This window comes from Streptomyces sp. YIM 130001 (genome assembly GCF_003574445.1).
Lineage (GTDB): Bacteria > Actinomycetota > Actinomycetes > Streptomycetales > Streptomycetaceae > Streptomyces.
Genome location: NZ_KZ984550.1, coordinates 321,409 through 335,138 on the forward strand (window position 1 = coordinate 321,409; position 13,730 = coordinate 335,138).

At 71.0% G+C, this 13,730-nt stretch carries 13 protein-coding genes; 8 read left to right on the top strand and 5 right to left on the bottom strand.

Annotation, left to right across the window (positions count from 1 at the left end; translation table 11 throughout):
* Positions 1–24: 24 nt before the first annotated feature.
* On the bottom strand, positions 25–1,422 hold the full coding sequence (locus tag DSC45_RS07015; protein ID WP_240434526.1) for a DUF445 domain-containing protein: 1,398 nt from the start codon (positions 1,420–1,422) through the stop codon (positions 25–27).
* Between the two features lie 177 nt (positions 1,423–1,599).
* Here DSC45_RS07015 and DSC45_RS07020 point away from each other — a divergent pair, with 177 nt between their 5' ends.
* Both DSC45_RS07020 and DSC45_RS07025 read left to right on the top strand, forming a co-directional pair.
* Positions 1,600–2,946, top strand: coding sequence for an SGNH/GDSL hydrolase family protein (locus tag DSC45_RS07020; RefSeq protein WP_240434504.1), 1,347 nt, complete (start codon positions 1,600–1,602; stop codon positions 2,944–2,946).
* 45 nt (positions 2,947–2,991) lie between these two features.
* Entirely contained in the window at positions 2,992–4,065 is a 1,074-nt protein-coding gene (locus DSC45_RS07025; RefSeq protein ID WP_119288147.1) for a hypothetical protein, read from the top strand.
* A 270-nt stretch (positions 4,066–4,335) separates the two neighbouring features.
* On the opposite strand, the gene DSC45_RS07030 is transcribed toward DSC45_RS07025, so the two are convergent.
* Both DSC45_RS07030 and bcp read right to left on the bottom strand, forming a co-directional pair.
* Positions 4,336–5,328, bottom strand: coding sequence for a hypothetical protein (locus DSC45_RS07030; RefSeq protein ID WP_162929162.1), 993 nt, complete (start codon positions 5,326–5,328; stop codon positions 4,336–4,338).
* A gap of 225 nt (positions 5,329–5,553) precedes the next feature.
* Positions 5,554–6,021 (bottom strand): thioredoxin-dependent thiol peroxidase, encoded by a 468-nt coding sequence (gene bcp, locus DSC45_RS07035; RefSeq protein WP_119288150.1) that lies wholly within the window; start codon positions 6,019–6,021, stop codon positions 5,554–5,556.
* A gap of 145 nt (positions 6,022–6,166) precedes the next feature.
* Here bcp and DSC45_RS07040 point away from each other — a divergent pair, with 145 nt between their 5' ends.
* Together DSC45_RS07040 and DSC45_RS07045 are read left to right on the top strand one after the other, a co-directional pair.
* Positions 6,167–6,487 (top strand): DUF3618 domain-containing protein, encoded by a 321-nt coding sequence (locus DSC45_RS07040; RefSeq protein WP_240434505.1) that lies wholly within the window; start codon positions 6,167–6,169, stop codon positions 6,485–6,487.
* A 43-nt stretch (positions 6,488–6,530) separates the two neighbouring features.
* Positions 6,531–6,872 carry a GroES family chaperonin gene (locus DSC45_RS07045; RefSeq protein WP_205571264.1) on the top strand — a complete coding sequence of 114 codons (342 nt, stop codon included), beginning with the start codon at positions 6,531–6,533 and terminating at the stop codon, positions 6,870–6,872.
* An 85-nt stretch (positions 6,873–6,957) separates the two neighbouring features.
* Here the strand turns inward: DSC45_RS07045 and DSC45_RS07050 are convergent, their stop codons facing one another.
* Positions 6,958–7,386 carry a MarR family winged helix-turn-helix transcriptional regulator gene (locus DSC45_RS07050; protein WP_119288452.1) on the bottom strand — a complete coding sequence of 143 codons (429 nt, stop codon included), beginning with the start codon at positions 7,384–7,386 and terminating at the stop codon, positions 6,958–6,960.
* A 130-nt stretch (positions 7,387–7,516) separates the two neighbouring features.
* Between DSC45_RS07050 and DSC45_RS07055 the strand changes: the two genes are divergently transcribed.
* Entirely contained in the window at positions 7,517–8,410 is an 894-nt protein-coding gene (locus DSC45_RS07055) for an MBL fold metallo-hydrolase (protein ID WP_119288454.1), read from the top strand.
* Between the two features lie 54 nt (positions 8,411–8,464).
* Here the strand turns inward: DSC45_RS07055 and DSC45_RS07060 are convergent, their stop codons facing one another.
* Entirely contained in the window at positions 8,465–10,861 is a 2,397-nt protein-coding gene (locus DSC45_RS07060) for a transglycosylase domain-containing protein (protein ID WP_119288154.1), read from the bottom strand.
* 223 nt (positions 10,862–11,084) lie between these two features.
* Between DSC45_RS07060 and DSC45_RS07065 the strand changes: the two genes are divergently transcribed.
* The 3 genes from DSC45_RS07065 to DSC45_RS07075 are packed head-to-tail and all read left to right on the top strand — an operon-like array spanning position 11,085 to position 13,721.
* Positions 11,085–11,885 carry an ABC transporter permease gene (locus tag DSC45_RS07065; protein ID WP_162929163.1) on the top strand — a complete coding sequence of 267 codons (801 nt, stop codon included), beginning with the start codon at positions 11,085–11,087 and terminating at the stop codon, positions 11,883–11,885.
* Positions 11,776–12,681, top strand: coding sequence for an ABC transporter permease (locus DSC45_RS07070; RefSeq protein WP_240434527.1), 906 nt, complete (start codon positions 11,776–11,778; stop codon positions 12,679–12,681). Before DSC45_RS07065 ends, DSC45_RS07070 begins: the two co-directional genes overlap by 110 nt.
* A gap of 50 nt (positions 12,682–12,731) precedes the next feature.
* Complete coding sequence (locus tag DSC45_RS07075) at positions 12,732–13,721, top strand: ABC transporter ATP-binding protein (RefSeq protein ID WP_240434528.1); 990 nt, start codon at positions 12,732–12,734, stop codon at positions 13,719–13,721.
* Positions 13,722–13,730 lie beyond the last annotated feature (9 nt).

Here is a 13,730-nt window from a genome sequence, read left to right on the forward strand (position 1 = left end):
CCGCCAGGCGCCCGTAGAGCCCGCCTAGCCCCCCGCCACCTGCGTGACCGCGTGGATCACCAGTCCCGCAAGTGACCCGACCACCGTGCCGTTGATGCGGATGAACTGCAGGTCACGGCCGATGTGGGCCTCGATCTTCTTCGAGGTGTGGTCGGCGTCCCAGCCGGCCACGGTGTCGGTGATCAGGGAGGTGATCTCCCCGCGGTACGTCTGCACGACGTACACCGCGGCGTCCTCCACCCAGCCGTCGACCTTGTTCTGCAGCCGGCCGTCCGTGGCGAGCCGCTGACCGAGCGAGAGCAGCGCCGTGCGCACCCGCATCCGCAGCTCGCTGCGCTCGTCCTCGGCGGCCGCGACGACCATCGCGCGGACCGAGGACCAGGCGGAGGCGATCAGGTCCTGCACCTCGCCGCGGCCGAGCACCTCGGACTTGAGCCGCTCGACACGGGCCCGGGTGTCGCCGTCGGTCTGCAGGTCGGTCGCGAAGTCGGAGAGGAACTTGTCGACGGCGCCGCGCGCCGGGTGCTCCGGCATGTCCCGCATCTCGGTGACGAAGCGCAGCAGCTCCTTGTAGACGCGCTCGCCGACCTTGCGGTCCACGAACCGCGGCGTCCAGCCGGGGGCGCCGCCCTCTACGGCGTCCATCACCTGGTCACTGTGGGCGACGAGCCAGTCGTGGGCACGGACGCAGACCAGGTCGACGATGCGCCGGTGGCCGCCGTCCGCGACGACCTTGTCGAGCATCTTGCCGAGGCCGGGGGCGATCTCCGCGGCGTCCGCACGCCGGGTGATGGCCTCCCCGACGATCGCCTGTACGTCCGAGTCCCGCAGCACGGTCAGTGCGCCGCGCAGCGCGGTGGACAGTTCCGCGGTCACCCGGTCCGCGTGCTCCGGCTCGGCGAGCCAGGCGCCGAGCCGGCTGCCGATGCCGACGGCCCGCAGGCGGCGGCGTACCACTTCGCGGGAGAGGAAGTTCTCGCCGACGAATTCGCCGAGCGAGATGCCGAGCTGGTCCTTCTTGGTCGGGATGATCGCCGTGTGCGGGATCGGCAGGCCGAGCGGGTGCCGGAAGAGCGCCGTGACGGCGAACCAGTCGGCGAGCGCGCCGACCATGCCGGCCTCCGCGGCGGCGGCCACATAGCCGGCCCAGGCCCCTGCCCCGGAGTGCTCGGCCCAGGTGGCGAGCACGTAGACCACGGCGACCAGACCGAGGAGCGCGGTGGCGATGGCCTTCATCCGGCGTACGCCCCGACGCTTGATCTCATCGGCCTCGCTGTACGAGAACGCCCCGGGATGGGCGGGCTCCGTCCGGTTCGTACCCTCTGCCGGGAATGGCGCGCCGGGCTCCAGGGCAGGCTGCCCCGTGCCTTCTTCTGCCGGTTCAGCCGGTTCATCCGGTTTTGTACGTTCCATTCGCTCCACCCGTCGCCCGTTCTCCCGCAAGCATTCTCCCTGCTTGAGCTACTCCTGGAACGAACCACGAGTTCCCGGCGTCTGTTACGCCGGGGGGTGCCGTGCGCAGCCTCCGGCGGCATGCCGCAAAATGGGATTGTCCAATCGGAGCCTCGGGCTCCCACTGCCCGAGGAGATAAACCCCGCATGACCAGGCGCGACGAGGGGGCCTTCGGGGGCTTGTCCCCCGTGCGAAGCAGTGCCCTGCTGGCCGGCATGGTGGCCCTTGTGCTGCTCGTCTCCGCGGCCATCTACGTGGTGGTCGCCCAGGGAGGCGAAGACGAAGGCGTACAGGCCGGCGGACGCACCCCGCAGAGTTCGGCGGCACCGGCGTCGTCGGGCGCCTGGGTGGGCACGTGGTCGTCCTCCCCGGCGGGGGCGGAGCCTCGCACCCAGCGCGGATTCCCGGGACGCTCGATCCGCAATGTCGTGCACACCAGCGTGGGCGGCAGCAGCGTGCGCATCACCCTGTCGAATCTGTACGGGCAGGAGCCGCTGTCCATCACACACGGTTCGGTTGCGGTCTCGGCTGCGCCGAGCAACCCGACAGCGGCGGCCGGCACGCTGCGGCGGCTGACCTTCGGCGGCAACCGCTCGGTGGTGATCGCGCCGGGCGAGCAGGTGGTCAGCGACGCGGCCCGCCTCCAGATACCGTCGGACGCGGACCTCCTGGTCACGACGTTCTCGCCGACCCCGTCGGGCCCGGTCACCTACCACCCGCACGCGCGGCAGATCTCCTACGTGGCGCGCGGCGACCGCACGGAGGACCCGCGGGGCGACGCGTACACGCAGCAGAGCCCGTACTGGCGCTATCTGACCGCGGTCGACGTGCTGAGCCGGGAGGCGGACGGTACCGTGGTCGTCATCGGCGACTCCCTCACCGACGGCATATCCGCGACGATGGGCGCCAACAGCCGCTGGACCGACATCCTTTCGGACCGGCTCCGCGGCGAGGAGGGGGCACCTCGCTACAGCGTGATCAACCAGGGCATCAGCGGTAACCGTGTCCTGTCCGACGGTCTCGGCCGTCCCGCGGACAACCCGAGCGGACTGTCCCGTTTCCAGCGCGACGTACTGGGCCGCAGCGGCGTGAAGGCAGTCGTCATCGCCCTCGGTGTCAACGACATCCTGCGCACCCCGCACCAGACCGACCCGCAGGAGATCGCCGACGGGCTGCGGGAGTTGACCCGCCAGGCGCATGCCCGCGGGCTGCGCGTGGTCGGCGCGACCCTGATGCCGTTCGGCGGACACCGCGGCTACACCCCGCAGTTGGACGCCGTGCGCCGCGCGGTGAACACGGAGATCCGCACCGGCAAGGTCTTCGACGAGGTCGTCGACTTCGACCGCGCCCTGCGCGACCCGTACCAGCCGGTGAAGCTCCGTACGCCGTACGACTCCGGCGACCATCTGCACCCGAGCGACGCGGGCTTCCGCAAGATGGCCGAGTCGTTCAACCTGAGCCACCTGAAGGGCTCCACCCCGGCCGAGCTCTGATCCGTCCGGCTGGCTACTCTGCCGGGATGCGCGAGTGGATACGGGGTGGGCGGCGTCGCGGGAGCGGCGTTCGCGCTGGTGGTGGCGGCCGGGGTGACCGTACCGCTGATGGCGGACGGGGACGGCGGATGCGCCCGGGTACCGGCGTCCGCGAAGCGCCTCGGGGACGATCCGGCGGCCGCGACCAAGGCCCTGGATCCCGGTGACGATCTGGCGCGGTTGGGCGCCGCGCGTCGCCTGCTCGGCCACGGGAAGGTGTGCGACGACGGGGCCGAGGTGCTGGGCCGGGCCGTCACAGCGGCCACCGTGCCGAAGCCGGGCCGCCCGCTGTCGCCCGCACAGGCCCGGGCCTCGTACGCGGTGGTGCAGGCCTTCACGGAGGCGGGACCGCCGGACGGTACGGCCCCGTACGTGGCGCGGATGCTGGCGAGCCAACCGGTGGACACCGCGCGGCAGGGTGTCGCCGACATCCGGGACCCGGACGCGGCCGTCTACACGGCAGCGGACCTCGCAGGGGAGGGCCGCGCCGGCAAGGTCGGCCGCTTCCTGCATCCGGACGAGGCGCATCCGATCCACGAGTACGAGCCGCCGGCGGCACCCCGCCATGTCAATCCCCTGGCCTACCTGACCCGCCAACTCGCCAGGGATCCGGAGGCGTTCGCGATCCTGTACGACGCCGAGCGCGCCCACCTCGCGCACTATCTGGAGCGCCTGGACGACCGCGCCCTGCTGCCCGGCCGCACCGTCAAGGGGTCGTGGCAGGTGGAGTGGGACCTGAAGGGCAGCGCGGAACGCATCGCCGATCTGCTGCGGTACCGCTACCACCACGCCCAGGACGGCGGGATCGAGGACCCGGCCGCCTTCGACCGCGCGGTCCGCCGGCAGGTCAGCGGCGCGTACGCGCCGTCCGCGACGCTGGTGAAGTCCCGTCCACCGATGGCCGATTCGACCCGTCGCGAACCGTCCGGGAAGCCGGACGGCGATCTCTTCGACGGCCGCCACCAGATCCTGCCGGTGCTCGACGACTGGGCGCGCGACCGGGGCATACCGCGGGCGCGGGCCGAGAGCCTGCACCGACTCCTCGACAGCGCGTATGTACAGGGCTGGTGGCTGCGGTGAGCCCCCGCTCCGGCCGGCCTTCGAGCACCTCCGGCGGTTGCTGAGCGGGGTCCGGGACGGCCCTGGGGTCTCGTACCCGGCTGGTGGCCGGAAGCGTTCCGGACCAACGGCCTGGTGGCCTCGTTCGAGAACCCGGGACAGGCGCACGGATTTCCTGGACCGCCGGGCAGGCCGGGTGATGCCGGACGGGCAGGTGATGCCGTGCCCGACCGGCGGGGTGGTGTCCGACGGGCCGCGTGGTGCCGACCAAGCTGGGTGATGCCCGCCCTGCTACGTGGTGTCGGGTCGGCCCGAAGCCGGGGAGGTGAGGTGGGTGCAGTCGCGTCGTTCGGCCTGTTCGGAGGAGAACTCGGCGATCAGCGCCCGGACTTGACGGTCACTCAGACCGAACTCTTCCTCCGCCCATCCGTTGAAGACGGCCGACTCACCGTCGCAGCGCGCGGTCGCGGAGTTGAGGCGGGCCGACTCCTTGTTGATCAGCCGCTCACTCCAGTCCCCGTACCAGGCGCCGAAGTCGGCCTTCGGCTCGCCGCCCTCCCCGTCACTCCCGACGAGTTCGCAACGGACCACGAGGGACGAGGAGTTGGTTCGGATGCGCACCTTGGTCCCGGTCGGCAGATCCGCCTCGGCGAAGGCGGCACAGGGCGTCCCTCGCGCTTTCTCGGGCGCGACCGGCGCCGACCCGGGGTCGGTGGACCGGGCCCGGCCGGTCTTCTCGAGCGGTTCGGCACCGCAACCGAGTTGCTCCGAGGCGCGGTTGGCGGCCGCCACGGCGACGCCGACGAGCGCGTCGGGCGCGCCCCTGTCGGCGTCCCAGCCGGCCGCGGTGCGCACCAGGATTCGTCGCGGACGCCCGTCGTCGTCCTTGCCGAGCCCGGGGCACTCGCCCATCAGCTGTACGGCGCCGGATTCGTCGATGAAACCGGGCATGCCGTCGGGCAGCGGCGAGACAGGCCTCCAGCCCCCTTCGCCGAACGCCTGCCACAGGACGGCCTCCTGGGGGTCACGACGGGTGTCCGCGGTGACCTCGAAGACCCGCGCGGGCGACACATCGTCGCCCCGGTCGTAGCTGAGCTCGCAGCGGTAGCTGCCCAGGGCGTCGACCCGCTTCTCCTCCATCGCCGTGAGGTGATGTTCGCCGGAATCGGGGCTGAGCGCATCGACCGCGTCGTCCGGCAGCGCACCGCCGCACACCTCGCGGCTCAGCCACCAGTCCTTGGCGTACGGGAACCCGCCGTACCCGGCCAGGCTGAGCACGATCACCGCCGCCACCGTCAGCCTCGCCCAACGCGGCACCGCGCCCGCCCCCGCACACTCGTGTCCCCACCCCGGACGTACGCCCGCCCCAAGGGTCCGTTGATCCGTACGAGCCGGACCCTATCGGCCCCGTCGGCCGCCCACGGTGCACGGGGCCACCTGAAGCGGGCCGCCGTACGGGTGACCGCGGTCAGCGGCGGCGGGCGGCGGCGACCCCGTCCACCGGCCGGGTCAGATCCCCAGGTCCTTGATGATCTTCGCGACGTGGCCGGTGGCCTTCACGTTGTAGAGGGCGCGCTCGACCTTGCCGTCCTCGTCCACCACAACGGTGGAGCGGATCACTCCGGTGACGGTCTTGCCGTAGAGCTTCTTCTCGCCGAACGCGCCGTACGACTCGAGGACCTCCTTGGACGGGTCGCCGACCAGCGTGACCTCGAGGTTCTCCTTCTCACGGAACTTGGCGAGCTTCTCCGGCTTGTCGGGCGACACTCCGATGACGTCGTAGCCCGCGCCGGCGAGGAGGTCCAGGTTGTCGGTGAAGTCGCAGGCCTGCTTCGTGCAGCCCGGGGTCAGGGCCGCCGGGTAGAAGTAGACGATGACCTTGCGGCCCTTGCGGTCCGCAAGCGAGACCTCGTTGCCGTCGGCGTCGGGCAGGGTGAAGGCGGGTGCGGTGTCGCCGGGCTGAAGGCGCTCGCTCATCAGGGTCTCCTCGCTGAGGTGGTCGTTACACCTGAGCGTAATGGGGGTGCTGTGCGGTGCGTTGCGGCCGGAGCTGACAGACTGTCCACAGCATCCGTCAGGATCAGGACGACAGCCGGAACAACGACGACCGAAAGGCAGCGCGGTGTCGGAAGCCAGGACTCCCGCCGAGATCGAGGCGGACATCGAACGACGGCGCTCGCTGCTGGCCGAGACCCTCGACGAGATCGGCGTGCGCGTGCACCCGAAGACGGTCGTCGGCGACGCGAAGGCACGTTTCGTCGGAACCGTCGACCAGACCCTCGGCCGGGCGTACGTCGGGGCCAATCGCGCGGTCAGCGACGTGCGGTCGAAGTTCGTGAACGAGGAGGGCGCCCCGCGCCTGGAGCGCGTCGTGCCGGTCGCGCTCGTGGCCGCCGGCCTGGTCGGGCTGCTCGTCGTCTCCTCCCGGCGCCGGCGAGGCTGACCCGCCCGCCGCCGCGGGCCGCGAGTGCAGGTAGGTTCGACGCGTGAGCGAGAACACCCACCACGACAAGCTGCCCATCCGGATGCTGCACGACCGGGTGCTCGTCCGGACCGACATCCCGGAGGGCGAGCGGCGTTCGACCGGCGGCATCGTGATCCCCGCGACCGCGGCCGTCGGCCGGCGCCTCGGCTGGGCCGAGGTCGTCGCCGTCGGCCAGAACGTCCGCACGGTGGAACCGGGCGACCGGGTCCTCTACGACCCCGAGGACCGAGCCGAGGTCGAGGTACGCGGCATCGCCTACCTGCTCATGCGCGAGCGCGACCTGCACGCCGTCGCGGCAGACCGCTTCGAGGGCTCCGAGGACTCGACGGGGCTGTACCTGTAGGTCTCGGTTCCGAGACGCCCCGGGAACCGACAACGCCTGGTGACCACAGACACCAGGTCTCTCGCTCGCCCTTGCCCCGCCGCCGTCACTCAGGGCGCGCGACGGCCTGCTCCAACAGCCCGTGCAGTACCCGCTGCTGCTCGATGGTCAGGCCCGCGAGCGGTGATTCCTCAGCGAGCAGGTCGATCAGCCGGCCACGCAGGACGGCGCCCTCGTCCGTGAGCACGAGGTGCTTGGCGCGCCGGTCGGTGGGGTGCGCGACCCGTTCGACCAGCCCTTGATTCTCCAGTTTGTCGACTACGAACGTGGCGTTCGACGGCTCGCACCCCATGCGTCCGGCGAGCTCCCGCATGGTCAGGGGCCCGGTCATCTCCCGGAGCACGGTGGCCTGGGGCGCCGTGAGGCCGAGAGTGCCTGCCCGCCCCCGTACGTGATCCGCGATCTGCTGCGCGAGGCCGTTCACGAGGCCGCACAGCTCCCGCTCGGCGGTCGCCTGCGCCTGTGACTCGGTCATGCCGCCCACCCTAGCAAGTCCATCAAGCGAGAATAATTAGAGCTTGAATGATTAGAGCTTGATGCATAACGTGAGTGCGGTCGCTGCCGGCAGGCGCAGCGGCGACCGACACCGAATGGGGACACGGATCATGCTGAACTCGACGGTCGACCAGGGCGAACGCCTGCGGCGGACGGCCCGACCCCGCTCACTCCAACTCGGCGGCGGCACACGGGTGTCCTACCTGCCGGACGGGGACGTACGGCTCCCGCCCCGCGGCTGGCTCCCCGAGAGCACCGACGAGGTGTGGACCGAACACTCGGAGTACCTGGACGACACGGGCCATCTGGTGGCGAGCATCGGCGCTCTCCTCGTGGAACACGGCGGCCGAGCCCTGCTGATCGACGCGGGATTCGGGGCCGAGTCCCTGCCGCCCGACGCAGCGACCCCCCGCGGCACCATCCAGGGCGGCCTACTGCTCGACTCGCTGGCCCAACTCGGCCGTGCGCCAAGGGATATCGAGGCAGTGGCCATCACCCACCTGCACCCCGATCACATCGGCTGGGCCTGGCGCCCCGCCCCGGGCACGGACCGGCCGGCGTTCGCCCACGCCGACTACCTGGTGTCGGAGCCGGAGTGGGCCGGCCGCGACGAACTGGCGGCCAAGCACGGACTCACCGAGGAGATCGCCGGCGTCGCGCCGTACGTCCGCACGGTGGCCGACGGCCAGGAGATCTTCCCCGGTGTACGGATGCGGGTCACCGCCGGTCACACCGCCGGACATGCCGAGTACGTCGTCACCGGGGGTGAACGGCGCCTGATCGCCTTCGGGGACGCCCTGCACTCCCCGATCCAGATCGACCATCCCGAGTGGTCCGCGTCCCCGGACCACGACCCGGCCGGGTCCGCCGAACACCGCCGTCGCCTCGTCGCCGAACTGGCGGAGCCCCGCACGATCGGCTTCGGCGTGCACTTCGCGGATGTGGTGTTCGGTCAGGTCCGGCCCGACGGCGCCGGCCCCGCCTGGCAGCCCGTGGACGCCTGAGGCCCGTCGAGGCTCTGGCACCCGAGCGGGCCGGCGCGGCGCCCGCTCCCGTGCTCACCCCGGCCCGCGCCGGTCCGGGCGGCCGAGGATTCCCTGGCCTGTGGGGCCGCCGAGTGTGCCGCCGTCGTCCGTGTCGCCGTCCGGGGCGTCTGCGTCCGTACCGCCCGGCCCTTCCTCGTCCTGCCCCTCGGTGCCGCCCTCGTCCGGCGTCTCGGGGCCGGGCGTCGCGGGAGTTCCGGTCGGGTCCTCGGACGGGCCGGTGGACGGGCCGTCGGAGGGCTGCTGCGAGGACTCGTCCGGCTCCGGTGCGGTCTCCTCGTCGGGCGCCACGGGCGGGAGCGGTTCGTCGGCACCGTCCTGCGTCCGCAGATCGAAGTCCCGGACCGGCCTGCCCTCGAGAGCCTCGCGGGTGAACTGCGCCCAGATACGGGCCGGGAAGCCGCCGCCGTTGATCCGCGCCTCGCCGAGTGCCCCGTACAGCGGAGTCTGCACGGCCGTGTCCGGATCCTGGCCCATCACCGCGACCACGGTCGCCAGATCGGGTGTGTATCCGGCGAACCAGGCCGCCTTGTCCTCCTCCGCCGTACCCGTCTTGCCGGCCGCCGGACGCCCCGCGGCGAGCGCCTCCGTTCCCGTACCGCCGTCCACGACGCTGCGGAGCATCGACGTGGTGGTGTCCGCGGCCTCCCTGCTCACGGCCTGCCGGGAGGCGGTGTCGGGCAGGTCGATCTCCTTGCCGTCCTTGGTGATCCGTTCGATCAGCGTGTAGCGGCCGTGCTTTCCGTGGTTGGCGAGCGTCGCGTACGCCTCGGCCATGTCGAGCACGCTGGCGGTGGACGGGCCGAGCGCGATCGACGGTGACGCGTTCAGGTCCGGAGTGGTCTTCGGGATGCCGAGGTCCACGGCCGTCTCGCGGACCTTGTCGGAGCCCACGTCGACGGCCATCTGCGCGTACACCGAGTTGACGGAACGGTCCGTCGCGGTACGCACGGGGATGCTGCCGTAGTCGACGTCGTCCTCGTTGGCAGGTGCGTAAGTCCCGCCGTCCCAGCCCTGCACCGGGCGGCGGTCGGTGCCGTCGTAGACGGTGCTGGGGGTGATGGGGCGGCCGTCCTGGGTGGTCGAGTCGTTCTCGGCCGCCGCGGTGAAGACGAACGGCTTGAAGGTGGAGCCCACTTGGTAGTCGCGACGGGTGGCGTTGTTGACGTACTGCTGCGTGTAGTCGATGCCGCCGTACATCGCGACGACCTTCCCGCTCGCCGTGTCGATGGACGCGCCGCCCGCCCGTACGTTCCGGTCGATCTTGCGGGCCTCGCGGTCGACCTTGGACATCAACTGCTCGTCGACCGCGTCCACGAAGGCGTCCTGGCGGTCGGGGTCGAGCGTGGTGGTGATCCGGTAGCCGCCTCTGGCCAGGGTGTCGGCGTCGAGGATCTCCTGTTCGGAGAGGTAGTCCTCGACGGCCTTGACCAGGTAGCCGCGCTGACCGGACAGGCCCGCGGCACCCTTGGCCTCCTTCGGCTTCGGGAACTTGACGGCTGCGCGGGCCTTCGGGCTCAGCCACTCCTTGTCGACCATGCCGTCCATGACGTAGTTCCAACGGCCTTGCGCGCGGGGCTTGTTCTCCGGGTGCGCCGCGACGTCGTACGCGTTGGGCGAGTTGAGGAGCGTGGCGAGATAGGCGCCCTGGGCGACGCTGATGTCGCCGACGTCCTTGCCGAAGTACGACTGGGCGGCGGCCTGGATGCCGTAGGCGTTGCGGCCGAAGTAACTGGTGTTCAGATAGCCCGCCAGGATGTCGTCCTTGCTGACCTGCCGGTCGAGCTTGATCGAGATGAAGAACTCCTTGACCTTGCGGGACAGGGTCTGGTCCTGGTCGAGGTAGTAGTTCTTGACGTACTGCTGGGTGATCGTGGAGCCGGACTGCCGGCCCTTGCCGGTCGCCGTGTTCCAGGCGGCCCGCAGCATCGCCTGCGGGTCGACGGCGGACTCCGAGTAGAACTCGCGGTCCTCGGCGGCGAGCACGGCGTGCTGCACTCGCTTCGGCACCTGGCTGAGCTGGACGTTCTCGCGGTTCACCTTGCCGTCACGGGCCAGTTGGCTGCCGTCGGCGTAGAGGTAGACGTTGCTCTGCTTGGTGGCGGCGGCGTTGGCGGGCGGGATGTCGACGATCAGGTAGCCGGCCAGGAAGGCTCCGCCGAGCAGCAGCAGAAGGGCGACGAACGTGCCGAGGAGCATCCGCCAGGTCGGCACGAGCCGTCGCCAACCGGTGCGTCTGGGCCGCCGCTTCTTGGCTTTCGCGGGCTTCTTCGCCCGGGCTCCAGTGACCGGGGCGGCCTGCGCGCCGGCGGCTGTGGCGCCCGGCTCCCCCGCGCTCTCCGCGGCGGAGGCGCCCGCCTCGGGCACCGGCCGCTCGTCGCCGTTGCCATGCTGCTGCGACTCGTCGCTCATCTGTGCCGGAACTCCCGATTCACCGTGGTACGCCCGGCCCTGCGGAAACGTACCCGCACGGCTCCCCCACAGCATCGGCACTGTGGACCCGCGTCCTGTGACCAACGCGGGCGGCGCGCACCCGTTGCGCCCCCGCCCTCGGCCGCCCGGGTGAAATTCCTTGGCGCACCCCCGCCGTGCGCGGCTAAGGTCGTGCTCTTTGGCACGAAGGGGGGCAACAGACGTGCGGCTGTACGCGGCCGTCGCCGTGAGCGGCTTCCGCCGCTACGCCACCTATCGGGTGGCCACCGCGGCCGGTGTCTTCACCAATACGGTCTTCGGTTTCATCCTGGCGTACGCCTACACCGCACTGTGGTCCGAGCGACCGCAACTCGGCGGCTACGACCAGGCCGAGGCACTCACCTTCGTCTGGCTCGGCCAGGCGCTGCTCGCGACCTGCGCGATGCTGGGCGGCGGCTTCGAGGACGAGCTCATCGAGCGTATCCGCAACGGCGACATCGCCATCGACCTCTACCGTCCGGTGGATCTCCAACTGTGGTGGCTGGCAGGTGAATTGGGGCGCGCGCTGTTCCACTTCCTGGGCCGGGGCATCGTCCCCATGGCGGTCGGCGCGCTGGCCTTCGAGCTCGCGCTGCCCGGCGATCCACTGGTCTGGCTCGCCTTCCTGGTCGCCGTCACGCTCGGTGTCGTGGTCAGCTTCGCGGTGCGCTACCTGGTGGCGCTCTCGGCGTTCTGGCTGCTCGACGGGGCCGGCGTGGCCCAGATCGCGGCGCTCGGCGGGATGTTCTTCTCCGGGATGCTGCTGCCGTTGAACGTGTTTCCCGGCGTGCTCGGTGAGATCGCCCGGGCGCTGCCGTGGTCGTCGTATCTGCAGGTGCCGGCCGATGTGTTCCTCGGCAAGCGGACCGGGGCCGATCTGTTCGCGGCGTACGCGTTCCAGGCCGGCTGGGCGGTGGCACTGCTCGCGGCCGGGCGGGCGCTGCAGACGGTCGCGACCAAGAGGGTGGTGGTGCAGGGTGGTTGACGGACTGCGTGCGTACCGCATGATCGCCGCCATGTGGATCCGCTCCACGATGACCTACCGCGCCTCGTTCGCGATGACGCTGTTCGGGAACTTCGCGACGACCGCGCTCGACTTCGTCGCGATCCTGCTGATGTTCTCGCACATCGACGCGCTCGGCGGCTTCACACTCGGCGAGATCGCCTTCCTGTACGGGGCGTCGGGGATCGCGTTCGGGCTCGCCGATCTGGTGATGGGCTCCATGGACCGGCTCGGCCGGCGGGTCAGGGACGGCACGCTGGACACCCTGCTGGTGCGGCCGGCGCCGGTCCTGGTGCAGGTGGCCGCGGACCGGTTCGCGCTGCGGCGGCTCGGCCGGATCACCCAGGGCGTCCTGGTGTTCGGCTACGCGCTGACCGTGGTGGACATCGACTGGACGGTGACCCGGGCGCTCCTCGTGCCGGTGATGCTGCTCAGCGGGGCGGCGATCTTCTCCGCGGTGTTCACGGCCGGTGCGGCCTTCCAGTTCCTGGCGCAGGACTCGGCGGAGGTGCAGAACGCCTTCACCTACGGCGGGACCACGCTGCTGCAGTACCCACCGTCGATCTTCGCGCAGGAGTTGGTGCGTGGCGTCACCTTCGTCCTGCCGCTGGCCTTCGTCAACTGGCTGCCCGCGCTGTACATCCTGGGCCGCGAGGCCCCTGCCGGGCTGCCGTCCTGGCTCGCCTTCCTGCCGCCCGTGGTGGCCGTCGCGTGCTGTCTGCTCGCCTCGGTGGCCTGGCGGGCCGGCCTTCGTTCCTACCGCAGTACGGGGAGTTGACCAGCGTGGACCGAGCGGACGACACAGCCGGCGCACACGGCGCGAACGGCGTGAAAGCCGGAGGCGGCGAGGCGTTCATCGAGGTCGACGGCGTCGAGAAGGTCTTCGACGTACGCCGCAAGACCGGATTCATGCGCCGCGAGCGCCATCAGGTGCGCGCTGTGGACGGAATCTCGTTCGCCGTGCCGCGCGGTGAGATGGTCGGCTACATCGGCCCGAACGGCGCCGGCAAGTCGACCACCATCAAGATGCTCACCGGAATCCTCACACCGAGCGGCGGGCGCCTGCGGGTCGCCGGCATCGAGCCCGCCCGCGACCGCACCCGGCTCGCCCGCCGTATCGGTGTGGTCTTCGGGCAGCGCACCACGCTCTGGTGGGACCTGCCGCTGATCGACTCGTACCGTCTGATGCACCGGATGTACCGCATCGAGGACCGGCGTTTCCGCGAGAACCTGGACCGTTGTGTCGAACTCCTCGAGCTCTCCGAGCTGTTGGACACCCCGGTCCGCCAACTCTCGCTCGGCCAGCGGATGCGCGGCGACATCGCGGCGGCTCTGCTGCACGATCCGGAGGTGCTCTACCTCGACGAGCCGACCATCGGCCTCGACGTGATCAGCAAGACGAAGGTCCGTACGTTCCTGCGCGATCTGAACGCCGAGCGGGGCACCACGGTGCTGCTCACCACGCACGACCTGCAGGACATCGAGCAGCTCTGCAAGCGCGTGATGGTCATCGACCACGGCCGTCTGATGTACGACGGGGCGCTCGCGGGCCTGCACGAGATCGGCGAGAGCGAACGCACCCTGGTCGTCGACCTGGCCGACGAACTCCCGCCGGTGCAAGTGCCGGGCACCCGTGTCCTGAAGGTCGAGGGCCCCCGCCAGTGGCTGGCCATCCCGGCCGCCGCCTCGGCGGCCCCCGTCGTCACGGCGGTGGCCTCCGCCTACCCGCTGGTCGACCTGTCCGTACGGGAGCCCGATATCGAAGCCGTGATCGCGAAGATGTACGAGGATCGCACTGCGCCGTCAGACACCCTCTAGGCTGAGTTC